This is a genomic window from Bacillus sp. Root920 (genome assembly GCF_001429445.1).
Classification (GTDB): domain Bacteria; phylum Bacillota; class Bacilli; order Bacillales; family Bacillaceae; genus Bacillus; species Bacillus safensis.
In genome coordinates this window covers 1,137,501-1,161,245 of sequence record NZ_LMJV01000001.1, presented here as the reverse complement: position 1 = coordinate 1,161,245, position 23,745 = coordinate 1,137,501, and the positions used below count along the sequence as shown (strand labels likewise).

At 40.1% G+C, this 23,745-nt stretch carries 24 protein-coding genes and 14 tRNA genes (1 of these 38 cut by a window edge); 6 read left to right on the top strand and 32 right to left on the bottom strand.

What is annotated here, in order from left to right:
* Window positions 1-32 precede the first annotated feature (32 nt).
* Entirely contained in the window at window positions 33-935 is a 903-nt protein-coding gene (locus ASE42_RS05595; RefSeq protein ID WP_056766013.1) for an amidase domain-containing protein, read from the bottom strand.
* 61 nt (window positions 936-996) lie between these two features.
* Entirely contained in the window at window positions 997-2,145 is a 1,149-nt protein-coding gene (gene queG / locus ASE42_RS05590; protein WP_024427417.1) for a tRNA epoxyqueuosine(34) reductase QueG, read from the bottom strand.
* Between the two features lie 83 nt (window positions 2,146-2,228).
* Between queG and ASE42_RS05585 the strand changes: the two genes are divergently transcribed.
* The gene (locus tag ASE42_RS05585) at window positions 2,229-2,825 is read left to right on the top strand and encodes a hypothetical protein (RefSeq protein ID WP_226340843.1); all 597 of its coding nucleotides are present in this window, start codon (window positions 2,229-2,231) and stop codon (window positions 2,823-2,825) included.
* Between the two features lie 98 nt (window positions 2,826-2,923).
* Here ASE42_RS05585 and ASE42_RS05580 read toward each other — a convergent pair.
* The 12 genes from ASE42_RS05580 to ASE42_RS05525 all read right to left on the bottom strand — a co-directional run bounded on the left by ASE42_RS05580 (window position 2,924) and on the right by ASE42_RS05525 (window position 12,170).
* A tRNA-Gly gene (locus ASE42_RS05580) sits at window positions 2,924-2,997 on the bottom strand.
* A gap of 127 nt (window positions 2,998-3,124) precedes the next feature.
* Window positions 3,125-3,781, bottom strand: a complete 657-nt coding sequence (locus tag ASE42_RS05575) for a hypothetical protein (protein ID WP_056766011.1) — start codon at window positions 3,779-3,781, stop codon at window positions 3,125-3,127.
* An 80-nt stretch (window positions 3,782-3,861) separates the two neighbouring features.
* The gene (locus tag ASE42_RS05570; protein ID WP_044333670.1) at window positions 3,862-4,143 is read right to left on the bottom strand and encodes a hypothetical protein; all 282 of its coding nucleotides are present in this window, start codon (window positions 4,141-4,143) and stop codon (window positions 3,862-3,864) included.
* Window positions 4,140-5,045 carry a PqqD family protein gene (locus ASE42_RS05565; protein WP_025093297.1) on the bottom strand — a complete coding sequence of 302 codons (906 nt, stop codon included), beginning with the start codon at window positions 5,043-5,045 and terminating at the stop codon, window positions 4,140-4,142. The genes ASE42_RS05570 and ASE42_RS05565 overlap by 4 nt, the downstream gene beginning before the upstream one ends.
* Complete coding sequence (locus tag ASE42_RS05560) at window positions 5,029-6,495, bottom strand: hypothetical protein (RefSeq protein ID WP_056766008.1); 1,467 nt, start codon at window positions 6,493-6,495, stop codon at window positions 5,029-5,031. The genes ASE42_RS05565 and ASE42_RS05560 overlap by 17 nt, the downstream gene beginning before the upstream one ends.
* A complete protein-coding gene (locus ASE42_RS05555) occupies window positions 6,473-7,219 on the bottom strand; it encodes an ABC transporter ATP-binding protein (RefSeq protein ID WP_056766006.1) in 747 nt (248 codons plus the stop codon). The genes ASE42_RS05560 and ASE42_RS05555 overlap by 23 nt, the downstream gene beginning before the upstream one ends.
* 115 nt (window positions 7,220-7,334) lie before the next feature.
* Complete coding sequence (locus ASE42_RS05550; protein WP_012009371.1) at window positions 7,335-7,547, bottom strand: hypothetical protein; 213 nt, start codon at window positions 7,545-7,547, stop codon at window positions 7,335-7,337.
* A 541-nt stretch (window positions 7,548-8,088) separates the two neighbouring features.
* Window positions 8,089-9,231, bottom strand: a complete 1,143-nt coding sequence (gene ssuD / locus ASE42_RS05545) for an FMNH2-dependent alkanesulfonate monooxygenase (RefSeq protein WP_056766003.1) — start codon at window positions 9,229-9,231, stop codon at window positions 8,089-8,091.
* 17 nt (window positions 9,232-9,248) lie between these two features.
* Window positions 9,249-10,079 carry an ABC transporter permease gene (locus ASE42_RS05540; protein ID WP_056766001.1) on the bottom strand — a complete coding sequence of 277 codons (831 nt, stop codon included), beginning with the start codon at window positions 10,077-10,079 and terminating at the stop codon, window positions 9,249-9,251.
* Window positions 10,076-11,053 carry an aliphatic sulfonate ABC transporter substrate-binding protein gene (locus tag ASE42_RS05535; RefSeq protein ID WP_370880875.1) on the bottom strand — a complete coding sequence of 326 codons (978 nt, stop codon included), beginning with the start codon at window positions 11,051-11,053 and terminating at the stop codon, window positions 10,076-10,078. The genes ASE42_RS05540 and ASE42_RS05535 overlap by 4 nt, the downstream gene beginning before the upstream one ends.
* A gap of 29 nt (window positions 11,054-11,082) precedes the next feature.
* The gene (locus ASE42_RS05530) at window positions 11,083-11,850 is read right to left on the bottom strand and encodes an ABC transporter ATP-binding protein (RefSeq protein WP_056765997.1); all 768 of its coding nucleotides are present in this window, start codon (window positions 11,848-11,850) and stop codon (window positions 11,083-11,085) included.
* 164 nt (window positions 11,851-12,014) lie between these two features.
* Window positions 12,015-12,170 carry an FbpB family small basic protein gene (locus ASE42_RS05525; protein ID WP_029706872.1) on the bottom strand — a complete coding sequence of 52 codons (156 nt, stop codon included), beginning with the start codon at window positions 12,168-12,170 and terminating at the stop codon, window positions 12,015-12,017.
* 267 nt (window positions 12,171-12,437) lie between these two features.
* Between ASE42_RS05525 and ASE42_RS05520 the strand changes: the two genes are divergently transcribed.
* Window positions 12,438-13,733 (top strand): homocysteine synthase, encoded by a 1,296-nt coding sequence (locus ASE42_RS05520; RefSeq protein WP_056765995.1) that lies wholly within the window; start codon window positions 12,438-12,440, stop codon window positions 13,731-13,733.
* A 41-nt stretch (window positions 13,734-13,774) separates the two neighbouring features.
* On the opposite strand, the gene lepB is transcribed toward ASE42_RS05520, so the two are convergent.
* Window positions 13,775-14,341 (bottom strand): signal peptidase I, encoded by a 567-nt coding sequence (lepB, locus tag ASE42_RS05515; protein WP_024425343.1) that lies wholly within the window; start codon window positions 14,339-14,341, stop codon window positions 13,775-13,777.
* 155 nt (window positions 14,342-14,496) lie between these two features.
* Window positions 14,497-16,440, bottom strand: coding sequence for an LTA synthase family protein (locus tag ASE42_RS05510; protein ID WP_024427404.1), 1,944 nt, complete (start codon window positions 16,438-16,440; stop codon window positions 14,497-14,499).
* A 540-nt stretch (window positions 16,441-16,980) separates the two neighbouring features.
* Here ASE42_RS05510 and ASE42_RS05505 point away from each other — a divergent pair.
* The 4 genes from ASE42_RS05505 to ASE42_RS05490 all read left to right on the top strand — a co-directional run bounded on the left by ASE42_RS05505 (window position 16,981) and on the right by ASE42_RS05490 (window position 19,770).
* Entirely contained in the window at window positions 16,981-17,784 is an 804-nt protein-coding gene (locus ASE42_RS05505; protein ID WP_056765993.1) for a DUF2262 domain-containing protein, read from the top strand.
* A gap of 18 nt (window positions 17,785-17,802) precedes the next feature.
* Window positions 17,803-18,492, top strand: a complete 690-nt coding sequence (locus tag ASE42_RS05500; protein ID WP_056765991.1) for a DUF1963 domain-containing protein — start codon at window positions 17,803-17,805, stop codon at window positions 18,490-18,492.
* Between the two features lie 475 nt (window positions 18,493-18,967).
* On the top strand, window positions 18,968-19,165 hold the full coding sequence (locus ASE42_RS05495) for a hypothetical protein (protein ID WP_056765989.1): 198 nt from the start codon (window positions 18,968-18,970) through the stop codon (window positions 19,163-19,165).
* Window positions 19,166-19,227: 62 nt separating this feature from the next.
* Window positions 19,228-19,770 (top strand): histidine phosphatase family protein, encoded by a 543-nt coding sequence (locus ASE42_RS05490; RefSeq protein WP_034624049.1) that lies wholly within the window; start codon window positions 19,228-19,230, stop codon window positions 19,768-19,770.
* Window positions 19,771-19,803: 33 nt separating this feature from the next.
* On the opposite strand, the gene ASE42_RS05485 is transcribed toward ASE42_RS05490, so the two are convergent.
* The 16 genes from ASE42_RS05485 to ASE42_RS05405 all read right to left on the bottom strand — a co-directional run.
* Window positions 19,804-20,508, bottom strand: coding sequence for a hypothetical protein (locus tag ASE42_RS05485; protein ID WP_024425350.1), 705 nt, complete (start codon window positions 20,506-20,508; stop codon window positions 19,804-19,806).
* A gap of 18 nt (window positions 20,509-20,526) precedes the next feature.
* Window positions 20,527-21,321 carry a phosphotransferase gene (locus tag ASE42_RS05480; RefSeq protein WP_056765986.1) on the bottom strand — a complete coding sequence of 265 codons (795 nt, stop codon included), beginning with the start codon at window positions 21,319-21,321 and terminating at the stop codon, window positions 20,527-20,529.
* Between the two features lie 417 nt (window positions 21,322-21,738).
* Window positions 21,739-22,164, bottom strand: coding sequence for a hypothetical protein (locus ASE42_RS05475; protein WP_056765984.1), 426 nt, complete (start codon window positions 22,162-22,164; stop codon window positions 21,739-21,741).
* A gap of 358 nt (window positions 22,165-22,522) precedes the next feature.
* A tRNA-Leu gene (locus tag ASE42_RS05470) sits at window positions 22,523-22,604 on the bottom strand.
* Window positions 22,605-22,641: 37 nt separating this feature from the next.
* Window positions 22,642-22,730: transfer RNA gene (locus ASE42_RS05465), tRNA-Leu, on the bottom strand.
* Between the two features lie 14 nt (window positions 22,731-22,744).
* Window positions 22,745-22,815, bottom strand: a tRNA-Cys gene (locus ASE42_RS05460).
* 5 nt (window positions 22,816-22,820) lie between these two features.
* Window positions 22,821-22,895: transfer RNA gene (locus tag ASE42_RS05455), tRNA-Gly, on the bottom strand.
* Window positions 22,896-22,902: 7 nt separating this feature from the next.
* Window positions 22,903-22,974, bottom strand: a tRNA-Gln gene (locus tag ASE42_RS05450).
* 9 nt (window positions 22,975-22,983) lie between these two features.
* Window positions 22,984-23,059, bottom strand: a tRNA-His gene (locus tag ASE42_RS05445).
* Window positions 23,060-23,088: 29 nt separating this feature from the next.
* Window positions 23,089-23,162: transfer RNA gene (locus ASE42_RS05440), tRNA-Trp, on the bottom strand.
* 14 nt (window positions 23,163-23,176) lie between these two features.
* A tRNA-Tyr gene (locus tag ASE42_RS05435) sits at window positions 23,177-23,261 on the bottom strand.
* Window positions 23,262-23,276: 15 nt separating this feature from the next.
* A tRNA-Thr gene (locus ASE42_RS05430) sits at window positions 23,277-23,349 on the bottom strand.
* Between the two features lie 99 nt (window positions 23,350-23,448).
* A tRNA-Met gene (locus ASE42_RS05420) sits at window positions 23,449-23,525 on the bottom strand.
* Between the two features lie 15 nt (window positions 23,526-23,540).
* Window positions 23,541-23,616: transfer RNA gene (locus ASE42_RS05415), tRNA-Val, on the bottom strand.
* A gap of 33 nt (window positions 23,617-23,649) precedes the next feature.
* Window positions 23,650-23,724: transfer RNA gene (locus tag ASE42_RS05410), tRNA-Glu, on the bottom strand.
* 17 nt (window positions 23,725-23,741) lie between these two features.
* A tRNA-Ser gene (locus ASE42_RS05405) sits at window positions 23,742-23,745 on the bottom strand (it continues 87 nt past the right edge of the window).

Below are 23,745 nucleotides of genomic sequence, written 5' to 3'. Positions count from 1 at the left end.
TCTAATTTTCTTTTCCGCTCAACATTATACCACTAACTATCCTTCGCGGCATCGTCCAAAATGTGAAAAAACATATATCGAATAGCAGGTGTATAGGCAGTCGAATCCTCGTATGACCAATAACGCATGCGGGAGTCATACGTCTGTGCATTCACAAGAGGCATTCCACCTTTGTCATGATCAACGACAATGGTTGTATGATTATACCTTCCATCACCTTCAAAATCGTAGCAAATGACATCACCAATTTGAAGCTCGTGCGCTTCTTTGAGTTTCTTTGCTCTCAAACCCGCTTTTGAATTCGCTAAATAATTTTTCATCGAATGAGCCACCGTCCAGCTATAGCTCCACGTATGCGGACGCACCCACCAGCCAGACCCGCGGTTCGGATACCCTCTCGTTGGCGCATTCCCTGCTTTCAAACATTGTGAAATAAAATTTGTACAGTTATCTTCAAAGTTTTTATAGGCTGGATTCCGTTTATTCCAATATGTCTCCGCATACTTCACGGCAGCCCGCCGGTCATAATGAAAGGCTCTCCCAAATTGTTCTTCGGTCTGAAATCGCTCATCCAAATGCTCTTCCCTTTGCCTTTCTTCTAACATCATCCGATCTTTAACAAGCATGTTGTTATAAAGAAATGCTTCTCTTTTTTCCACCTGTTCCTCTAAATAAAAAGAATCGTCTACATCCTTGCATACATATGTGAGATGAGCAAGGTACTGCACATGCTGAGCCCCATCATCTTGAAGGGCTGAATCGAGAAGTTTTGTTTTTGCTTTCGCCTTCACAATCTCAACCTGTCTTCTAGCAAAAAGCTCTTTTTTCCGCTCTACTGCTTCCACATCAGACATAAGCTGCGGCTGTTTGATTGCACGGTCATTGATTAAATACGCCAGCCTGTCTTCTAAAGTTTTCTCTAATAATTGTTTCACACAGACACCACCAAACATTTTTTAAAATCTTTGTTTGGTTCATTCTATGTTCACAGGGATGTTATTTAGTATTTAAAGGTGTCTGTAAAAGCTCAATCCCTTTCACAATCTCCTCTTTCGCTTCTTCATCACTTTCCCGCTCAAGGGCCTTTTCCAGCTCTGGGAGCTGCTGATCATCGCCAATTTTGCCAATTGCCCATGCAGCCGTTCCTCGAATGACCGGTCTTGGATCCTTGTGCATCAGCTCAATTAATACTGGTAAGGCAGATGTATCTTTAAAATGAGCGAGTGCCAAAATTGCATTCCGCTGAATGGGCTTTTTCCCCCGCCATGAACCTGAAACATGACCGTATTTTTCCTTAAACTCACGATTGCTGATCGTCAGAAGCGGCTTTAACAGCGGCTTCGCAATTTCAGGGTCTGGCTCCATTTCAGGATGCAGATGAAAGTCTTTTCCTTTATTGATCGGGCAGACAGTTTGACATGTATCACACCCGTACAATCGATTCCCTATTTTCGAACGAAACTCATCAGGTAAAAAGCCTTTTGTCTGCGTTAAAAATGAAATACACCGCTGAGAATTCAGCTGTCCTGGATTCACCAGCGCACCCGTTGGACACGAATCCACACATTTATTGCAAGTTCCGCACTGGTCTTCAATTTTCTCATCCGGTTCAAATGGGACATTTGTGATCATTTCAGCCAAATACACATAAGATCCAAACTCTGGCGTGATAATCATACAGTTTTTTGCACTAAAACCAATGCCAGCACGTTCCGCTACAGCACGATCAGACAATTCTCCTGTATCCACCATTGATTTTGTCCGTATATCAACATGTTTGCTTCGCAAAAATTCTTCGAGCATATCAAGCTTTTTTTTCAGCACAACATGATAATCCGTTCCCCATGAAGCCCGGCAAAAAATCCCCCGTCTCGCATCCTTTGTACTTCGAGGAGCATCTTTCATTTTGGAAGGATACGCGAGCGCTATCGCAACAATTGATTTGGCCTTCGGAAGCAGCAAAGAAGGGTTTGTCCTTTTTTCAATATCAGGCTCTTCAAAGCCTGACAAATACCCTAACGATTCATGTAAGATGAGGCGGTCCTTTAATGAATCAAATGTGTCGGCACTTGCAAATCGAATTTTATCGACACCAATTTCTTTCGCATATTGAATCAATTCTTCTTTTAATTCTCCAACATGAATCACCTTGCAAACCTCCTTTCTTTGTTTCTTCTGTTGTTTTCAGTATAATACGAGTGTATCATGACCGATTGGAGTGAGTCACTGTGAAGATACATATGGAAATTTCTCATCCTCAAAACCCGTCTATCCATGTTGGACAGATTGAATATTCGCATATTGAAGTGGGTACATCACCTCAAATGTTAAAAGGCCGATTACGCCTGTTTCAAGAATCTTTATTTTTTGAATACGAAGATAAAGTTTTAGAAGAAGTAACAGCCATCAAAGAATGGACGGATATTTTAAAAGACGTTCCTTTCCTTCCACTTCTTTCCAACATCCAAAAGGAACAATTTATTGACTCGACCAATTCCGTACAGGATTTGTCGATATTTTTCTCACTAAAATATTTCTTACCTATCCTGACTTTAGATGCCGATCGCATCAAAGGACCGCTTTCACTGGCAAAACATGAGGCTGGTCACATCGAATGGCAGGACAGCGCAGGACTGAATGGATTATTTTCTCAAGCAAGTAAAGCACAAATTTCTCAAGACACAAAGAACATTCTTCAAATCATCCTTTTCCCGCCATCTATTTCCCGGGAAAAGAGTGAAGCTCTTATTCAATCCTTGACGAAGATGTTTGTACAAATACATGGCGGAGAAAGCAAATATGAACTCATTGAAAAAGCACTGTAGCTTGACAGTGCTTTTTCACATTATACTGACATAATAAAAAACGCAACACTTCGTTTATCTAAGAAACGAAATACTGCGTTATAAACAAAATTATGTATTGGAGCGGGTGATGAGAATCGAACTCACGACATCAGCTTGGAAGGCTGAGGTTTTACCACTAAACTACACCCGCATCAATCTTTTAAAAGCAACGTCATCGCGTTGACTTTTATTATGTTACAACTTTCTTAACAATTCGTCAAGAGAATATGAAGATTTTTCGTCAAAAAACTTCATATTCTCCGTATATATTACGATAGTTATTTATCTAGCTGGATATAAAATAAGTATGCCTGTGACTTATTTTTCAGCGCTTGCTTTGGATTCTTCTGAATTTCCTCAAGCATTGGTGAATTTCCATCCTTCCCCATTGCCGCTGTATACGCAATCAGTGCCTTTCCTCCAGAAGCAACTTTGACAGTTTCAGATTGTGCAGAAAATACGTAGTCACTTACTTTGAACGGAAAGCTTGATGTCGCTTTCGTCATTCCATCATTCTTTTTATTTGACCAAATACTAAATTGTGATTCATATGTATCTTTCTCATGATGTAATTGAAGAAGTACATTCACCGTTTGGTCAGTTCCATCCTGGTGTAAAGTAAAGGTAGCAGATGATGCTTCCTTATTCACTAATCGTCCATTTTTGTAATAACTCCCCATAAACGTAATACTCTTATTCTTCTTCGTTAATCCTTTCAGTGTCAGAGCCACCTTTTCATTAGTTGTTGATGCTTCTAGTAAGTTTTTTTCTTTTTTTGAGAGTTTCATTTGTTCGATGGTTACCTGGTTTTTAGTGGCAGGCTCTGTTTTTATTGTCGAAACCGTCTTTTCGGTTGTCGTGGTTTCTTCGGCCTTCTCGCCGCATCCTGCTAATAGAAAAACTGTGAATAAAAGAATGCTCCATTTTTTAACCATTGTGATCCCCTTTGATGTTTTTTATTTCTTATTATACTAAAATTTGGTCGTAACACAAAAAAAAGGTTAGGAGAATCCTCCTAACCTTTTGCTTTTTTCTGTTTCATGGCTGATAGGAATGCCACAATGAGAAAACTCACAGCAAAAATCACCATCATATAAATAAAAAAGTTTGGCTTGATCTGAAAAGTAAATGCGGAAGAGCCTTCCATCTCAAAAGCGAGACTGTTAAATAATAAAGCATCATTCGTTTTTGATTGAAATAAATGATAGAACAGTACACCGATTGTCAGCATCGGAAAGCCTAAGAATCCTAGAAAACTACCAACTATCGCGCCTTGTTTTATCGCCTGTACGTTCATGATCGTTGTCCTCCCATTCCCCCAAGCAATAGCTGCTTCATAATGGACTTACCATCCCCCATAAACGGAAGAAGATAGAGTAATTGAATAAAATACGTGATTGAAAAGATGAAAAAAGCTGTCGAAACCGGGTTTTCTTTTAGAAATAAAATGGTGACAATAATGCCTGCTGCGCCAATCACACCGGGAACAAGCGGTCCAAGCAGCGTAATCCATACCTGCTTTTTCTGAAATGGATCTAATACGGGCCTTACAAACTTCACTGACATCATGTCACTCGCAAAAAAGCCTTGAGGACCATCCCGTCCTGCAAATTTTCGATGCGCATAGCCATGTGCCGCCTCATGTAAGGCGGTTCCAGTAATTAACCCGAAGTAAATAATCGTAAAATAAATCGCAATGGCTGCAATCGACGGATCAGGAATGAATAAAAAAGCGATCCCTGCCATGACCATGAAAAGCATCCAGAAAAAGATGATTTTACGTGTCACCATGAGCAAAGCCGTCCCAAAAATGTGAAGGAACGAGTGACCAGTACAATCAAATCGTTCCTTCATTTTGACTTGATACTGCTTGAAAAATTGGCAGCACGCTGTCACAATCCGATATGGTGAATGATAATGAATAGACAGCAAGTGATGCTGATTCAATCCCATCATCAGCTGATAAAAATCACGAGCAATCACCGACTCATCGACCTGAAACAAATCGGCGAGCTCTGCGGTAATACTCGCTTCAGTTCTTTTACCGTCCACTTTCGTTAACATATGATAGGCACTTTCATTGATCGGGAGTGTGCTTCCATACTGCGTATCCGTGAGATGCCTTTTTTGTAAGGTCACATACGGCGCTAGTGCCGGTACCCGCTCAATCTTTAGCTTATTGTTAAGAAGTTGAATCATGTGAATACCTCCATGAAAAACCTTTGTATATGGCAAAGATGAGCAGACCCTCAAATACAGCCACAAGCAGCCATTGAAGCGTTTGACTCGACGCCCCTACGACATAGTTTCCAATAAAAACAATCGGAATCATGAGTAAAATAAGCGCTCCAAATGAAAAAATGCCTGTATAGGGATTGTTTCGATCAAGAGGAAGTAAAATACCTACCATATAAAAGAGCGCAGTCGCATTGCATAACACAGCGGCACCAATCAATGCGTGCCAAATCTGATCAGGAAGCGTCAGCGTTGTCAGCATGAATAAAACAATTTGCAGTACACCTACGAGCAGAAGGCCGATAAACTTATACAAAGCCACTTCCCACGATCTCAGACCAAATGTTTTATACATGCCCAGCATTCGTTTATCATTACCAAACGAATTGAAGGCTGTTAATCCAGCAAGAGCGCATAGTACAAAAAATGCTTCTTCTTCAAAGCGGAATCCAAATTGATAACGAACGAATAAGATCACAATAAGAAGAATAAGAAAGTTTAAAATGTTTTCTTCATTCCGTACCTGTGATTTCATTTCCTTCACAATAAGTGACCACTTTTTTGAAGAAGAGAATGGCAGCTTGTGTAAAAAGGTTAACGCTTTTTTCTCTGCCATAATCGGCATCATCGCCAGAGAAACAAATGCGCCGCCTGCCGATAAGAGGATGATCAGAATCAAGATGGCATAATTCACCTCTTCAGGAGGCATTCCTTGTGCCGCTAGGAAAAACGGAGCTGTCAAATACATCAAATGATAATCAAACTGAATATATGATTGCTGAATTTGGCTAATATCAAAGTGCGTCAATCCATACGTGACAACCAGTGCCAATAAAACAAATATCGCTGCAAATTTTTGCAACGGTAATCTTAATTTCAAAACGAGCAAATAAGTGATATTGTAAATAAACTGCAGCAGCATTAAGACAAAAAGCGACTGCAAAAGCACCATCAAAAAGAAAGTGAAGATAAAGGAAATACCTATTCCCTGGGCAATAAAATTAGGTAAAAGCAGGATGCCGATAAAAAATAAAACAAGCCCTGCCACCACTGTCACCATCGGAATGAAGTATCCAAAACTTTTCTGAAAGGTAGAGAGCGGGAACCAGCTGAGCTGCATAGAAAACCGGTCTTGTTCAGGTGTTCTGACCTTGATCAAAACGAATAACAAGCTTGTAAAAATAGAGGCATTGATCGCCATTGACACGACAAGTAATCCAAGTGAACGTTCATCACCATTTAAGAAAGCCTTCATAAAGACACCTGTAAAGCTGTATCCGATAATGGCTCCCATTGTGACGGCAAACAAAAAGAATAAGACCACAATGATCCGCTTCGTTTGAGTATCAAAGAGCTTATACATCTCCTGCTGCCACATTTTAAGCATCATTTTAGAAATGATTAATGATTTCATCAAAATGTGCACCCCTATCACTTAACATTGAAGCTTTCAGAAACACCTGTTCCAGTGTGCTTGATTGATACTTCTCCTTTAAGGCTGAGACCGTCCCTTCATCCATTTTATTTCCTTTAGAAATAATGGCGATTTTGTGGCACAGCTCTTCCGCTGAAAGCATATCATGCGTTGAAAGCAAGATCGCACCATGGTGCTCGGCATACCGCTTCATCAGTTTCTTTGTGTTTATAACCGCTTCAATATCAAGTCCTCTAAAGGGCTCATCCATGATCACCAATTGACTATCAAGCATAAAGGCAGCAATCAGCTGTGTCTTTTTTTTCATCCCATGTGAATAGGTTTCAATCGGTCTTGATAAAGCCGTGTCCATATCAAACAGTTCAATTAGTTGATTTCTTCTGTGAATTGTTTTACATTCATACATAGAAGAAACAAACTCTAAATATTCAGCACCAGTCAATGCTTCAGGGAGCAGCAGGTCATCTGGAACATAGGCTACTTGTTTTTTAAAGGATGGTTCATCATTAGTGACGTCCTGCAAATGAATCCTTCCTTCTGTATGCTTAATAATGCCGAGTATACAGTTAATCATCGTTGTTTTACCCGAACCATTCGGTCCAGCAACAGCAACGATTTGATGAGGGTCGATCTTTAAATGAAAATCATTGACAGCAGTCACGTTATTTTTATACGTCTTGGTTAAATTCTCGATCGTAAACATATAACCTCCAAGTGTCTGCATATTCTTTAAAAACAGATCAGGCTAAACCGCCCGCCACAGACGGTTTAGCCCTGGTGTCTTATCTAAGAAGTAAAAAGATGAATCCTAAGTATAGCTACTTACATTCAATTTGGACTTTTAAGCCACTTTCCCACTGAACGGCTCCTGTAAAGCTACCCTTGCCGTTTGCGATACACCAAACTGCTGCTCCTAGAACAACTGTTGCTCCCAATCCAAGAAGGACAGCAACAAATACTAAGAACCAAGCTTGGTCCATAATAGCAGGTTCCATAGTGGAATAGTCAACTTGCGGCGCTGCATAAGTCATACTTTTCACCTCCCAGCTTATGATGATCGTATCATAGGCGTCACACTCCAAACATCTACAGAACATCCCATTTTTGACCGAACATACATTTGATTAAAATGTGACTTTTTATTCAATTATTCCCTTTCATCTGTTTAAACCCTCTCTTATTTACTAGATTTTGACACCCCATAAGAACCACAAAACCCATTTAATGTCATTTGCACCATCTTTTTTCTTCTTTTTTTCAAATAGTCCATATTTATCATCTATCATATTTATTCTTTCTTTTTTGTGAGATAGAAAGAATTCCCCCGATATATCAGATAAAAAAGTCCTAATTTTATGTCGTAATAATGCCAATTATGAAATATTTACTGATCATTCTGATAAAAGAGTGAGCATATTTTCCTTCTTCTCTTCACTCTAAAAATATGTATATACAAGAAAATCGATTGGGAAAAAAGCCCTTACCTTTTTCAGCTACACACAACATATGACTCGCTCCCTTTCTATGAAAAAAAGCAAAGCAGCCATCGCAGACTGCTTTGCTTTTTCATATTTAAGAGGAACTAGCAGCAGAGGCTGCATCTGGGAAATGATTGTTCCCAATGATTTCACCAGCTGGCACAGAGAGTCCTGTAGCCCCTGATCTCTTGAATGGAAGGAGTGGGAAAACAAGCTCTGCTAAATAATAAGCTTCTTCTAGATGCGGGTAGCCAGAAAATATAAATGTATCAATGCCTAGAGACTCATATTCTAGGATACGTTCTGCTACTGTTTGCGGGTCTCCGACGAGTGCTGTTCCTGCACCGCCGCGCACTAAACCAATGCCAGCCCAAAGATTTGGGCTGATTTCAAGTTGGTCTTTCCTCCCTTGGTGCAATTCCACCATTCGTCTTTGACCTACTGAGTCCATCCTCTGTAACACTTTTTGCGCCTCATCAATTGTTTTTTGATCCAAATGACGAATCAGATGTTCCGCTGCCTGCCATGCCTCATCTTCGGTATCTCTCACAATCACATGAAGACGAATGCCAAACTTCACCGTTCTTCCTTCCTTTTCAGCCTGTTTCTTCACTTGTGCAATTTTCTCTTTTACTTGTGCAGGCGGTTCGCCCCAAGTTAAATAGACATCTGTATGCTTAGCGGCTGCTTGAATTCCTGCTGCTGATGATCCGCCAAAAAAGACTGGTGGATGGGGTGTTTGAGCTGGTGGGAATAACAGACGGCCATTCTCCGCTTGTAGATGTTTGCCATGAAATTGTACATTTTCTCCTTTCAATAACCGCTTCCAAATTGTCAAAAATTCTTCTGTTGCCTCATAGCGTTCATCATGAGAAATGAACAGCCCATCCCCTTCAAGCTCCTCTTTACTTCCCCCTGCTACCACATTAATCAGCAGTCTCCCGCCTGAAAGACGATCTAATGTAGAAGTCATTCTAGCAGCAACAGACGGCTGCATCAGCCCTGGTCTAAGAGCCACGAGGAACTTTAAATGAGTGGTTTCTGCAGCTAAAGCAGCTGCCGTCAGCCATGGATCTTCACATGATCTCCCAGTAGGCAGTAAGACCCCTGTATAACCAAGCTGATCAGCTGCTTGAGCAATTTGTTTAAAATATGGATAGTCTGCCTGTCTTGCCCCTTTTGCTGATCCTAAATAACGGCCGTCTCCATGCGTTGGAATAAACCATAAAATATTCATCACATCGCCCCCTGTTATTATTCACCTTGATAACTAGTGCGCCACTTGAGCAGACGCTTTTCTAACAGACGTACAAATGAATCTGTCAGCTTACCAACTACTGCAAAGATGATAATTCCTACAAACACTTTATCCGTTTGAGAGAATTGCCTTGCATCCATAATCATATAGCCTACCCCGCTGCTTGAACCCATCAACTCAGCTACCACTAAACCAAGCCAAGCAATTCCTAATGACAGCCTCACGCCCAGAAGAATATGAGGAAGAGCAGCCGGTAAAATCAGCTTTGTGATGCTTTGATACACATTAAACTCTAAAGCGCGAGCCACATCAAACAGCTTATTATCTACACTGCGAATACCTAGAAAAGTATTAATATAAATCGGAAAAAAAGCCCCAAGTGCAATCAATAAAATTTTCGCCGTTTCATCAAAGCCAAACCAGAGGATAAATAAAGGAGTGACCGCTAAATGTGGAACGGTTCTCAGCATTTGCAACGTCGGATCTACATACTGCTCTGTTTTTTTAGAAAACCCTACGCATACGCCCAGCAAAAGACCTAAACCTCCCCCAAGTAAAAATCCACATATCGCTCGATAAAGACTGATGTAAAGATGACCAAACAGTTCACCAGAACGAAATAAATCTCGAAAAGATTCTGCAATCAAGACAGGCGCAGGAAGTACAGTGGAAGAAACGATTTGAGAACCAGCTATGATCTGCCAAACCGCAATAAGTAGAACAGGTAATACCAGTCCCTTTAACTTATATAAAGAAGAAGCTTTTCTCCTTTTTTTCTTTGACCGCTCAATTTTAGATGCTAAAGCCGGGTTCGAAATAGCTTTCATTTATTCATCTCCTCTTTTAGCATTTTTTCAATAAACGAATTATCTACAACCTGATTGACATCAATTTTCCGCTGGATCGCTTTTGTTTGATATTGAAAATCAGCGGTATGCTGCTGAGCATTGATGATCTTCTTCGAAATGGGCTTATTGAGTGGTTCCGTATTGTTTAATACTTGTGTAACGACCTTCTTATCTAAATTTTTTAAACGCGCATATAGAGTAACAGCCTCTTCTGGATGTGCTTTCTGCCACTTCACCGCATGGTCAAAAACCTTTAAGAATTTCACTACTAGTTCAGGATGCTGATCAGCAAACTGAGTTCGAACAAGTGTGAAACCTGGAGAATATAAATCGGTCGCTTCCCCATTCACCAGCAGCTTTGCTCCTTTCTTTATCGTTTCAAGTGATAAGAACGGCTCCCAGATCGACCAAGCATCAACGGACCCATTTTCAAATGCTGATATCGCTTCATCTGGCTGAAGCTGAATAATCTGAACATCCTTCGCAGATAAACCTGCCTGATCTAATACTTTGTATAAAAAGTCAAAGCCACTGCTCCCTTTAGCGACAGCGATTTTTTTCCCTTTTAAGTCTTCTACTTTTTGAATCTCACTGTTCTTATTCACTAAAATACCGTTCGCTTTCAGCCCATCCTGAGATAAACCAATTTCCTTAAAATCAATACCGGCTGCCTGACCTGCTATGACAGGTGAGTTTCCAACTTGCGAGAAATCTAATTGATTTGCAGCAAGTCCTTCAAATTGGGGAGGACCACTTTGAAACTCCACCCACTTTACCTTCACTCCTTCTTTTTCAAATGATTGTTCAAACCAACCTTTTTCCTTTGCTAAAAGCAGCGGACTCAAACTTTGCTGAATCCCAATCCGAATTTCTTTCACCTTGTTTTCCGATCCGTCTGCTGCTTGATCACACCCTGCTAAAACAAGTAGAAGACTCAAAAAGATAACGATCATTTGGTTCTTTTTCATGCAATTTCCCCTCCCTAAATCCCTGATCCATCGGTTAGTAACAATTCATCTGTTTTCTCAAATTCTGAAAGCACCTTTTGTCTTAAATGTTGAAAAGCGGTTGACGTTCTATCACGCGGAAACGGTAGATTTACAGGAAGAATCTTATGGATTCGGCCAGGTCTCGCTTGCATTAGCACAATTTCATTTCCTAAATAAATCGATTCATCAATATCATGAGTAACGAGCATCATTGTTGTTTTTTTCTCCTGCCAAATGTCCAGCAGCACATCCTGCAAGTGTTTTCGTGTGAATGCATCCAGCGCACCAAATGGTTCATCAAGCAATAAGATCTCCGGATCACGAAGGAGTGCTCTCGCAATGGCAACCCGTTGTGACATTCCTCCTGAAAGCTCATGTGGATAAGCATGTTCAAATCCTTTTAATCGAACAATTTCAATCAATTCATCCACTTTGCGGCGTACATCCTGTTGTTTTAAATTGAAATTGGCCGCTATGTTTTCTTCGACCGTCAGCCATGGAAACAGGCGGTGTTCCTGAAAGATAAAGCCCTGTTTCATTCCTGGTTCTTTGACCTGTCTGTCTCCTATCAAAATTTGCCCATCATACGCTGTGTCGAGCCCGCCTATGATTTTTAGCAACGTACTTTTCCCGCATCCACTTGGACCTATCACTGTTACAAATTCCCCGGGAATGATGTTCAATCTTAAGTCTTCAAGTACCCGAATGGTCTGTTTGTCTTTCCAAAAGGATTTATCCACAATATCAATTGAAATCGTCATTGAAACCTCCACTCCTCTTGCGATCAGAAAAATACACAGAAAGGCCCTTATCCCCAAAAAAGAGATAAGAGCCTTCGTGTTGTCCGATCAGCTAATCATATTGATTTGTTAGCACCATCCTAAATCATATCAATCCTATAAATCAACTCAAATTTATAAAATGGTTATTTTGTCCTTGTATGTTTTTCATCGATCCGATCGTAAATCGCTTCTATTCGTTCCTTGCTGCTGTAAATCTCATATTTGTTCCGCTCAATCAAGATGTCTAGTGTGAGATCCATGTGTTTTCTGTATTTTTTTCGTTTTTTCTTTTTTTCCATCTTCATCATCCTTTCTCAATTCAAATAAAAAAAAGGCTCTTCACTCATATTTGAGTGATAGAGCCTTCGGTTGACCGATCAGCCATTCTTGTTTGTGTTTTCAGTATGCTCATGTTAATACACACTATTCCTACCTGTCAACTATATTTATTGTTTTTTCAGATTTATCTAAAAAATGATTGACCAAGCAAGGAACAAGATTTATAGTCTTATTAAATATTTCTTATCAAAACAGTTGGTTTTATCTAACAAAAGGAGGATATACACATGTCAGAAGAACGTCCATTTCGTTTAGAAACAAAAGCCATTCACGCAGGTCAGGAACTTGATTCAGCGACCTATTCAAGAGCCGTGCCTATTTACCAAACAAGCTCCTTTGGTTTTAGAGATAGTGAGCATGCAGCGAATTTATTCGGTCTTCAGGAACCGGGAAATATTTATTCACGTATTATGAATCCTACAAATGACGTATTTGAAAAGCGTATCGCTGAGCTTGAAGGTGGAATTGGTGCACTTGCTGTTTCTTCTGGACAAGCAGCGACGACTTATTCTATTTTAAACATTGCAGGAGCCGGAGATGAAATCGTTTCCTCAAGCAGCCTTTATGGCGGCACCTACAATTTATTTGCTCATACACTCAAAAAACTTGGAATTACAGTAAAATTCGTCGATTCATCCAACCTTGAAGAACTCGAAGCAGCGATTACAGACAAAACAAAGGCAGTGTATGCAGAGAGCATTGGGAATCCAAAAGGCGACATTTTACATATTGAAGCCATCTCAGCCATTGCACACAAGCATCATATCCCGCTTATTGTGGACAATACACTCGCCAGCCCTTATTTATTAAGACCTATCGAGTTTGGGGCAGACATTGTCGTCCACTCAGCGACGAAATTTATTGGCGGTCATGGTACATCAATTGGCGGTGTCATCGTTGATAGCGGCCGATTCCCTTGGGTGGACAGCGAGAAGTTCAAAGGACTGACTGAACCAGATCCAAGCTATCACGGTCTGACATATACAGAAGCGATTGGAGAAGCGGCTTATATCACAAAAGCACGAGTACAGCTATTACGTGATTTAGGGGCAGCTCTGTCGCCATTCAACTCATTTTTACTTCTGCAGGGCTTAGAAACATTACATCTTCGTCTTGAGCGGCATAGTGAAAATGCCTTGAAAACAGCACAATTCTTACAGGATCACCCTCTTGTCGATTGGGTAAGCTATCCGGGTCTTGAAAGTCACGAATCATATGAGCTTGCTCAAACCTATTTACCAAAAGGACAAGGCGCAATCCTCACATTCGGTATTAAAGGTGGACGCGAAGCAGGTAAAAGGCTCATTGATTCTGTGCAGCTTTTCTCCCATCTCGCAAACGTGGGTGATTCAAAATCCCTCATTATTCACCCTGCCAGCACAACGCATCAGCAATTAAGCGAAGCAGAACAAAAAGCGACAGGTGTCACACCAGAGCTCATTCGTTTATCTGTTGGAACAGAAGCGATTGAAGATATTCTTGCAGATCTTGAACAGGCGATTACAAAAAGTCAGTCTGAATGACATAGAAAAAAGCACACGGCTGTGTGCTTTTTTATTGTTTATTAATGATTGAGTAATCGAATGTCTTGGAAAGGATAAAATACAAATGAGGTAGTTCCTTGAATATCACGCTTTGTAAAAAGACCTAAGCCGTTGCGGCTGTCCATTGAATTTTGGCGATTGTCCCCCATGACAAAGTACTTTCCTTTTGGAACAGTCAGAGGGCCAAAATCAGGTGTCAGCAAAGTGCCATCTGCCGCTGCTTTCTTTTTGTTTGATGCTAAGTAAGGCTCCGCCACTTTTTTTCCATTAACATATAGCTGATCATTTTTCATTTCAATTTTATCACCAGGTAAACCAATCAAGCGTTTGACATAATGCGTGCTGCGGTCTTCCCCATCAAGAACAATGATCTGTCCCCGTTTATAATCACCGAAATAATCAACCGTTTTATTCACAAACACCCGCTCTGTATCATGCAATGTCGGATACATGGAAGATCCTTTGACAATGTATGGCGCGAATAAAAAGTTCCGAATGATAAAAACAGCAATAAATGCGATTAAGATGGCTTTGATCCAGCCCCATAATTCTGATTTCTTTTTTTGTGTTTTTGTATTTGTTGTCATAAGCTCCTCCTGAATTCCCCAAGGACGAAATGTGTGTCACCAGCTGCCAGCCGGCGTCACGCTTGTTTCTCCCTAAATATAAACATATTTTGCCAACAAATCAAGCGAAGAGAGAGAAAAAGGCAAGCACCTTTCTGTGCTTGCCCAAAACTCAGTTAGTTAGCAGAAGAATCCGCTTCTTTTTCTTTGTTTGCTTTACCATAGAAATAATCCGATGGATTCACTGGTTTGAAATCAGATAACTTATGGAATCGAAGAAGATCCCTATAGAGCACTTTATCTGAAAGACTTAACTGATTATCAACACGGGCTTTAATCGCCTCTGTCTTTTTATTTTGTTTCACCACTTTACCCGTTTTCGTATCATAAACGGTATTATCAACAAGTGTGTATTTCGGTGTCACATAGTTTCCATTACGGAAGGCAACAGTCTCATCATGCTTTTTAGAGAATAGGTCTGTTCCAAAATTCACGAATTCATTTGAATCAATACCTTGTAAGTGAAGAAGTGTTGGCATAACGTCGACTTCACCACCATACGTATGGTTCACGCCGCCCTTCTTACCAGGAATACGAATCATGAGCGGAACACGCTGGTTTTGTGCATTTTGATAAGGAGTGATTTCTTTCCCTTGAATTTCACTCATTGCACGGTTATGGTTCTCAGAAATACCGTTATGGTCACCATATAATAAAATGACTGAGTCTTTATACATACCTGATTTTTTCAAGTCTTTGAAGAATTGCTCTAATGACTCATCTAAATATCTTGCTGTTTGGAAATAGTTATCGACTGTTTTATCGCCAGTTGTTGCCTTAGCGATTGTCGCATCTTTTTCATCTAAATTAAATGGATAGTGATTTGTCAGTGTCATTAAATGTGCATAAAATGGCTTTTTCATTGATTCTAGCATTGGAATTGATTCTTTGAAGAACGGTTTATCCTTCAGACCCATATTCACAAGGTTTTCTTCATCCATGTTGTAATAGGAAGCATCAAAGAATTGATCAATTCCCATATGTTTATAAATCGTGTCACGGTTCCAGAAAGATTTATAGTCCCCATGAAGTACTGCACTCGTATAGCCTGCTTTTTGATCTAGGATGGCAGGTAGTGATTGGAAGGTATTTTCACCCTTTGTCACAAATGCTGCTCCCTCTGGCAAGCCAAACATACTATTATCCATCATCAGCTCAGCATCTGATGTCTTCCCTTGACCAGTCTGATGGAAGAAGTTATCGAAATACGTAAAGTCGTCTTTCCCATGAGCCAGTTTGTTTAAGAATGGAGTCACTTCTTCTCCATTTAATTTGTAGTCAATTAAGAAAGACTGGAAGCTTTCTAAATGAATTTTAATAATGTTTTTTCCTTTTGCTTTACCAAAATACTCTGCATTTGGCTTCGCATAGTGAGAGGACGTATAGTTCACAACATCCGTTAAATCTTCACTGCTTGCATTGGCTACCTGTGTTGCGTTTTGTGCTGCTTGTACCCCATCATAAATCGTATAGTTATAAACACCTAAGTATTTGACAACATACTTATGATCAAAGGTTCTCGTTAATAATTCTGGACGATCCTTTTCAGCCAAGTGAAGGTTTACAAAGAACAGTCCAATACCTGCAGCTACAATCAGCAGTGCAAACGTCTTTTTCATTTGGAACTTCTTCACTTCTGGTCTCCAAATGACAATCGCAATCAAAATGATAATATCAAGGAAGTATAAAAGGTCATGCGGCTTAATGCTTGCTAGCACACCGCCAGTCATGCCTCCCCCAAGATTTCCTGCCTGCTTCATTGTTGAGAAAGTCAAAAAGTCATCAAAGAAACGGTAATACGCTACATTTGCATATAAAAGTGCGGTCATAATAAAATCAATAACAATTAAAACAATGGCAGATTTACGCCCCTTCAAAAAGAGAGCAAGTCCAAAAAACACGATGGCTGAACTAAATGGATTCAATAAGAGAAGCCCCTCTTGAAAAGAACCTTTTACTCCTAAATTAAAGTCCATTTTGTAGGCTGTGTACGATTTAGCCCAGAATAAAAGGACAGCCAAAACAAAAAAGCTATATTTGTTTGCAAATATTTTTTTCATAAAACCTCTTCTTTCTTATCATCGTTCTGATATAAATGAAATCATAAAAAATTTACATTCATTTTGCAAATGTAAATCTTCTTCGCCAAGCATGCCGATGCTCTGTCTCCGCCGGATACATGCGCTCCTTTAATATAACGAATGAGAGGCATCATAAGTTTCAAAAAAAATACGAGTAAATAAAAGGAAAAATATCCATTTACATTAAATTTACGCACACTTCATGTTTTAGTGGATGAAGAAGGTTTTGTAAATCACTCAGTATTACTTTACTTTTTTCATCAATTCGTGTCAAAGTAATTATAAAGAAAATGAAGAATCACCTAGGCTTTTCGACTCATTTACCCAAATTTATACAAAATTCGATCCTTGCTTCTTTTATTGTGACTCAACCTCCATTAATCCATGTACCTCCCTAAAAAACAGTTTTAAACAAAAAAAGCTTGATTTCCCCTACTGATGTGCGGTGTGATAAAGAGGTAGAACTTGATCACAACACTTATATGTTCATGACAAAAAAATCAGGCTGGAGGACATCACATGAAGATTAACAAACAAATCAACACTTTTGAAGAGAGATTTTCAGAAGATGTAGTCACTATCATTGCTGTTACAGGACCTTCTGGCGTAGGGGCAGGAAAAGCAGGACAGGAACCTCTTTGGACCGCTTCTATTCCACTAATTGCTTGGAAAGAAAACGGTCATATCATAACCGAAAATGTAAGACTTTGCTGGTTAACAGATGACGAGGGATTAAGGGAAAAACAGGCACAATTACATAAAGAATCAATCGTTACACTTCAGGTTCGAAAAGGCGAAGGTGAATTCATGCTTGTATCTTTGATCAATACAGATACACAGGATCAAGCGCTTCAAGAAATTTTAGAAGAAGCCCAAAAGCCTGTGTATTATCATGATGACATACTTGGCACCTTTGAGTTAGTAAAAGGACTAGACTTATTTGAAAAGACGATCCAATGGAGCAATGAAGAGTGCCTTCTCTACTTCAACCTCGAAGAAGATGAAAAAATAAAGGACTCTCTTCGAACAGCAAACCAACTTATGCAAGAGCAAGCCAAATGGGATTCTTCTATTAAATCATTTGCCGCGAATCAGCTGATAGATCTAGCAAAGGATTGGCAGGAACAAGACGAATCAGCTGAAAAGCAAGAAGAACTCACACTTAATCAATTTATGAGCCGCATTTCACTTGAAAGCTTGCATGTTTACCCTGAGGGAGAGTTTGAAGTCTACTATCATGACGGTGATTTATTTTGGGGTCATGTCATTATTGTCACAGGAAATATAAATGCCACATTTCATGATGCACACATTGCAGGCTAAAGGCTGGAGGAATAACCCATGGAAATCAAAGCTTTTCAAGAATTAAATCTAATCGGGAAAACGCCAGCCATCGCCAAAATTGGCGGCTTCCGTCCTGATCCAGCTGTACACAGCTGGTTTGCAGGTCATTTTTTCATCGATCCTCATCAAGGCTGGCCGACAGATCAAGATGGAGCCATGATTCCGATTTTACAAATTTATTTACCAGAAGTGCCAGGAGGAATGAACGGCTTCAATGAATGTAAGCTGATTCAAATTTTTCTTAATCAGAAAACACTTCCGATTGATATCACCAAAAACGGTGAAGGCTGGAAGCTCATTGAATATTCATCAATCGAAGGTTTAGAAGTATCTGAAACTCCTGAAGAAGTGAGAGGGCTCAAAGCCTTTCAAATCCAATGGAACGAAAGTGAGCAAAGGGACTTCCCTTGCTGGGAAGAAGCATGGTCTTACGTCGATTTATCAGAAGTCAACGAAAGTGAAGAAGCGACAAACCACTTCTTTAATCAATACACAAATTATTCGTTCACAAAAATCGGTGGGTATGGGGCGTATATTCAATCCCCGCCCCATCAACAACAAGGCGAATTCATGCTGCAAATCGCCTCAGAAGAAAAACCTCGTTTCATGATTGGTGATAACGGCACGATGTATTTCTATTATGACAAAGAATCAAAAGAATGGTTTATGCACTGGGATTGTTTTTAACGTTTATTGAATGAAACCTCACCTTCTCCTAAGCGTAATGAATAATATGAAAGGAGGAAGCAAAATGGGATTCATTTTAGACATCTTTTCACTTGCTGTGTATATCCCTTTTCTACAAGTGGATGAAGAGGATATCTCGAGGAACGCAGCACATCTCAAAAAATATTACTGATTTCAAACACTATTACATGATCAAACTTGCAGAGAGCTCATCATTTATGATCCCGATGTTCGACGTGTCATAGGCAGGTTTAAAACGGAGAAACTCCATAAGAAGCGCTACAACTTAAGATGCAAACGTAAATTACTGCAAGCATTACAATGTGCAATGTAAACTGACAACAAGAGCCGCACTTTCCTGTGGCTCTTGTTTATCAATTGAATCGTTCTTTTTAAAGAAAACATTTGACGCCTGGACAACTCTCCCCGTATATTATGTATAAATCCATCTTTTTCAAAGAAAAGGGGGCCTCACATGCGCTTGTTTAAGAACTGGAGAAAAAAGCAGCCTGTACAGCAAATCACTTCAGAAAAGCAAGAAGACAGCATCCCAATCAATTTCTCCACACTTCCCTTTGGCACAGACACCGTCGATGATTTTTTGTTCAATCTAGACCTGACCTCCAAGCTCACAGATCCCTATAAAGAAACAGATACGAATAAGCTTACCTAGACCTTCGTAAATCCTCATCCAATACTGGATGATTTTTTTATACTCAATGAAAGGTGTATCCAATGAAAACATTTTATATCGTCAGACACTGCCAAGCAGATGGACAATCTAAAGATGCAGCTTTAACACCACAAGGCATCACTCAATCTCATGAACTGGCACAGTTTTTTTCCAGCATTCATCTCAATCAAATTATCTCAAGTCCTTATAAACGAGCGATCCAAACTACTGAGCCTCTTGCTCATGCAAAACAGCTCGAGATAAAAATCGATCAGCGCCTCTCTGAACGTGTATTAAGCAGCAAACCAATAGACGATTGGTATGAGAAACTAAAGCTCAGTTTTACAGACTTACATATGACCTGTGAAGGCGGAGAATCGAGCCAAGAAGCCATGAATCGTATTGTAGAAGCACTCCACGAACAAATTAAATTAGAAAAAGATCATACCCTATTGGTCACACATGGCAATATCATGAGCCTGCTTCTTAAACACGCCGATTCAACGATTGGATTCGAAGAGTGGAAGAAACTAAGCAATCCAGATGTCTATATCCTGAAATATTTTAGTCCAGATCATATAGAAGCAAAGCGAATATGGCAATAAAAAACGGCAGAGTTCATTCTGCCGTTTTCTCATCTATTGCTGATAATAAAAGGACTCTACCCACTCATACGGTTTCTTACGCTCCGCACACCATTTCATAAAGCCTCTTGTCTCCGTCTGCTGAAACGTCATCCAGTCCGTTAAAAGTTGGCCATAATAGACGGCTTGTTTTTGAACATTGGTTCGAATTCTTTTATCTTGAATCAGCATCATAACACGTTCAATCCCTTGAATTCTCTCTTGATCCTTCTCATAGGTGCTTAAATAAAGATCTTCATGTATATGATGAAACGAATACCACAAGGCCGATAAATAGGTTTCGCAAATTTGAACAATCACACGCTGTTCCTTGCTGCCCCCAAGCTCTAGTGCCTTCAATAAATGAGGCAGCCCTTCTCCCTGATGCACAAACAAACCTTGCCAGCGATACGGTCTCACATCCAATGGATCAACATTCTCCCACGTTTGAAAAACAGGCTGGATTACCCCATTTACCAGCGGATACACAAGCAGATGATGACCATCCTCAAACCGTTCAATCCACTCAAACAGCCAAGCAGCAAATTCCCGCTGTACTTCAAAATCGTTCTCTTTCATCTCTTCAATAAAGGCCTGAAGAACGTTTAGCGCATCTTTACGCAGGCCCTGTTCTTTTCTCACACAGTACTGTCTAAAAAGAGGATAATCATTTACTCCCTCGTCTTGAATGATAGCCTGTAATATCGTCTTCGTTTGCATAATCACAACGCCGCCTCTTTACATCCATTCTTTTCCATGTTCATGAATAAATTGAATGTCTTTTTGATAATGTTCAAGATGTCCTTCTTGAATCATGTTTTGAAAAGCGATATCCCCCTCACTCGCTTTTCGTTTCATATACTGACATAATTCTTCTAAACGCAGCAGCACCATATCCAAATAATCTTCTGCTATTTCCTCACCATAAGCTTCAAAAAACAGTTTCACTCTATGCTTTATCTGGTCTGCATGGTCTGATGAATGATAGTTCACGATGTCTCCTGTTTTGGTGCGAAAAAACCTACTGATAGGTACACATGTATACAGAGTATATGCGATATCCCAAAGTCTTGGACCAGGAGCAGCTACATCAAAATCAATGATACCTACTGGTTTTTCATTATTGAAAATGATGTTGTACATTGCAAAATCATTATGACACACAACCTCTATTTCGACAGGCGTATTGTCCATTCGTTCCCAATCGTCTGAAATGGGAAAATCATGAACAGCATCATGATACAGTCTAAGCATTCTCGCTATTTCTTTTAAGGCATGGTGAGAGCACATATATTCTTTTAAAGGCTCATGACCGGCTACGCCTTCAATGAAGGACAATATCTCTCTACCTTGTTCATCAACCCCTAAAAACTTTGGAGCATAGGAGAAATTCTTTTTTTCTAAATGCTTTAGCAGCTTTCGTATATTGATATTGTCTGACTTTACTTCTCGACGAACCGTATCTCCCGAACGATATACGTTCGAGACATTTCCACCTGTCAATAACTCTTCATGAGCATTTTGTTTTTTCATCAATTCTCCCCTCAAACTGGGTCACCATGTTGATGTCAGTTAAAGATGTGTATGTACCCACAAATATTCATTTAGTTACTCAAAGGTAGTACAACAGCTTTATGTGAATGTGCTGCTCCATTTTGTTTCCTTACATGGTTAAATGTATCTTATCAAATGTTGCAAATCATCTAAAGATTATTCTGCTAAAAGAAGTACATACTCATTATTTTCTAATAGGCTCCTATTTTTTATCTAAATAACTCATTAAACCACAAAAAAACGTTTTACCACGAGGGTGAAACGTTAGGTTCATGGAAAAACCAATCATGAAATTTTTAATAGATACCGGTGGCCGGGGTCGAACCAGATGATAAATTATTCCAAAAAGGCAAGGTATACCCTCTTATAGTAAAGCACCCGTTAATGAATGAAGAATTAAAGCTCTTCCTGATATATTTCTGATTTTATCGGCTTTAAACTCAAAGGTATTTTAAACTCATGAATACTTTCAATATGATTAAAAAAATGATCGATATCGTCATAATCCATTGACCATTCTTCTACCACCTTTAACTTTTTTAACTCGCTTGTTGGTTTAAATAAAAATTCACAGTGTAGTTGTTCCATGTGAGAATAATCATCTTCTTCATAAACTGTAAACTGACGTACAAAGTCAAAATGAAATACTTCCTCTCCTGTAAAATCATAGACACCACACTGAAATAAAATTTCTTTATCTTCTTCGCCCTCAACTGTCTCCTTTGAAAAAGCCTTAAATGTTTCCCAAACCTTTTTTATATCATCGGTATCTTCACCAATGCTATCTTTAAGATAACTTTCAGCATTTTTAACCGTAATCATTACAACACCTCTTATGTACAATTTATATCCAATCCTTCTTCAATTATCCTGCCTCTTTAGTTTAATCATAAGGTAACCATCAATAAAGTAAAAGTAATCTCCTTAATATGTTCCTCATAAGACTTAGTTTCCTTTTCTAAAATTGCCAATTCACCTTGGTCTAAAATATTTTTACGTCTTGCCATTTAGCTAGGTCCCCTTTCAGCAGTGAAACGATTTGAAGTAATTTTATCGTGTGAAAAATCAGCTAAAAAACAAATAAAAAACGCCCTCCCACAATTTGTAGAAAGACGTTTTAAACGTTGATATTCTTTAATTCTTCTGTGATTGACGATAATAAAGAATATCTAAAACTAGATACCGGTGGCCGGGGTCGAACCGGCACTCCGTGAGGAACACGATTTTGAGTCGTGCGCGTCTGCCAATTCCGCCACACCGGCATGATTATAAAAGAGCGCATCTTATATTAAAAAACAATGGTGCCGAGGGCCGGACTTGAACCGGCACGGTAGTCACCTACCGCAGGATTTTAAGTCCTGTGTGTCTGCCAATTCCACCACCCCGGCAGTCTTTTCAAAAAAGGCGACACCCGGATTTGAACCGGGGATAAAGGTTTTGCAGACCTCTGCCTTACCACTTGGCTATGCCGCCATTATTGGAGCGGAAGACGGGATTCGAACCCGCGACCCCCACCTTGGCAAGGTGGTGTTCTACCACTGAACTACTTCCGCACATCAACTGGGCTAGCTGGATTCGAACCAACGCATGACGGAGTCAAAGTCCGTTGCCTTACCGCTTGGCTATAGCCCAATAATAAAATGGGGCGATTGATGGGAATCGAACCCACGAGTGCCAGAGCCACAATCTGGTGCGTTAACCACTTCGCCACAACCGCCATAGATGTAATGAATGATAAAATATAATTGGCAGGGGCAGTAGGAATCGAACCCACACCGGAGGTTTTGGAGACCTCTGTTCTACCGTTAAACTATGCCCCTATGAAAACAAAAAATGGTGGAGGGGGGCGGATTCGAACCGCCGAACCCGGAGGGAGCGGATTTACAGTCCGCCGCGTTTAGCCACTTCGCTACCCCTCCACTTTTGAAAAACAGTGCCGGCAAGAGGACTTGAACCCCCAACCTACTGATTACAAGTCAGTTGCTCTACCAATTGAGCTACACCGGCAAATAGTGGTGGCTCGGGACGGAATCGAACCGCCGACACACGGATTTTCAGTCCGTTGCTCTACCAACTGAGCTACCGAACTGAACTACCGGACCATTTTGGTTGCGGGGGCAGGATTTGAACCTGCGACCTTCGGGTTATGAGCCCGACGAGCTACCGAACTGCTCCACCCCGCGACGATATAAAAGATATGGTGGAGGATGACGGGCTCGAACCGCCGACCCTCTGCTTGTAAGGCAGATGCTCTCCCAGCTGAGCTAATCCTCCGAATAAAAAATGCTGGTGTATATTCTATAAAAATGGTGACCCGTACGGGATTCGAACCCGTGTTACCGCCGTGAAAGGGCGGTGTCTTAACCGCTTGACCAACGGGCCCTTTATTATGTAAATTGTGGC

Excerpts from the sequence above, each read along its gene's own strand:
- ASE42_RS05535 (WP_370880875.1), bottom strand. The coding sequence starts at position 11,053 with ATGATCGTTATCTTTTTGAGTCTTCTACTTGTTTTAGCAGGGTGTGAT.
- ASE42_RS05570 (WP_044333670.1), bottom strand. The coding sequence starts at position 4,143 with ATGAACGTACAGGCGATAAAACAAGGCGCGATAGTTGGTAGTTTTCTA.
- ASE42_RS05540 (WP_056766001.1), bottom strand. The coding sequence starts at position 10,079 with ATGAAAGCTATTTCGAACCCGGCTTTAGCATCTAAAATTGAGCGGTCA.
- ASE42_RS05495 (WP_056765989.1), top strand. The coding sequence starts at position 18,968 with ATGCGCTTGTTTAAGAACTGGAGAAAAAAGCAGCCTGTACAGCAAATC.
- ASE42_RS05565 (WP_025093297.1), bottom strand. The coding sequence starts at position 5,045 with ATGATTCAACTTCTTAACAATAAGCTAAAGATTGAGCGGGTACCGGCA.
- ASE42_RS05550 (WP_012009371.1), bottom strand. The coding sequence starts at position 7,547 with ATGACTTATGCAGCGCCGCAAGTTGACTATTCCACTATGGAACCTGCT.
- ASE42_RS05510 (WP_024427404.1), bottom strand. The coding sequence starts at position 16,440 with ATGAAAAAAATATTTGCAAACAAATATAGCTTTTTTGTTTTGGCTGTC.
- ASE42_RS05490 (WP_034624049.1), top strand. The coding sequence starts at position 19,228 with ATGAAAACATTTTATATCGTCAGACACTGCCAAGCAGATGGACAATCT.
- ASE42_RS05480 (WP_056765986.1), bottom strand. The coding sequence starts at position 21,321 with ATGAAAAAACAAAATGCTCATGAAGAGTTATTGACAGGTGGAAATGTC.
- ASE42_RS05525 (WP_029706872.1), bottom strand. The coding sequence starts at position 12,170 with ATGGAAAAAAAGAAAAAACGAAAAAAATACAGAAAACACATGGATCTC.
- ASE42_RS05485 (WP_024425350.1), bottom strand. The coding sequence starts at position 20,508 with ATGCAAACGAAGACGATATTACAGGCTATCATTCAAGACGAGGGAGTA.
- ASE42_RS05560 (WP_056766008.1), bottom strand. The coding sequence starts at position 6,495 with ATGAAATCATTAATCATTTCTAAAATGATGCTTAAAATGTGGCAGCAG.
- lepB (WP_024425343.1), bottom strand. The coding sequence starts at position 14,341 with ATGACAACAAATACAAAAACACAAAAAAAGAAATCAGAATTATGGGGC.
- ASE42_RS05475 (WP_056765984.1), bottom strand. The coding sequence starts at position 22,164 with ATGATTACGGTTAAAAATGCTGAAAGTTATCTTAAAGATAGCATTGGT.
- ASE42_RS05555 (WP_056766006.1), bottom strand. The coding sequence starts at position 7,219 with ATGTTTACGATCGAGAATTTAACCAAGACGTATAAAAATAACGTGACT.
- ASE42_RS05500 (WP_056765991.1), top strand. The coding sequence starts at position 17,803 with ATGGAAATCAAAGCTTTTCAAGAATTAAATCTAATCGGGAAAACGCCA.
- ASE42_RS05530 (WP_056765997.1), bottom strand. The coding sequence starts at position 11,850 with ATGACGATTTCAATTGATATTGTGGATAAATCCTTTTGGAAAGACAAA.
- ASE42_RS05520 (WP_056765995.1), top strand. The coding sequence starts at position 12,438 with ATGTCAGAAGAACGTCCATTTCGTTTAGAAACAAAAGCCATTCACGCA.
- ssuD (WP_056766003.1), bottom strand. The coding sequence starts at position 9,231 with ATGAATATTTTATGGTTTATTCCAACGCATGGAGACGGCCGTTATTTA.
- ASE42_RS05505 (WP_056765993.1), top strand. The coding sequence starts at position 16,981 with ATGAAGATTAACAAACAAATCAACACTTTTGAAGAGAGATTTTCAGAA.
- ASE42_RS05575 (WP_056766011.1), bottom strand. The coding sequence starts at position 3,781 with ATGGTTAAAAAATGGAGCATTCTTTTATTCACAGTTTTTCTATTAGCA.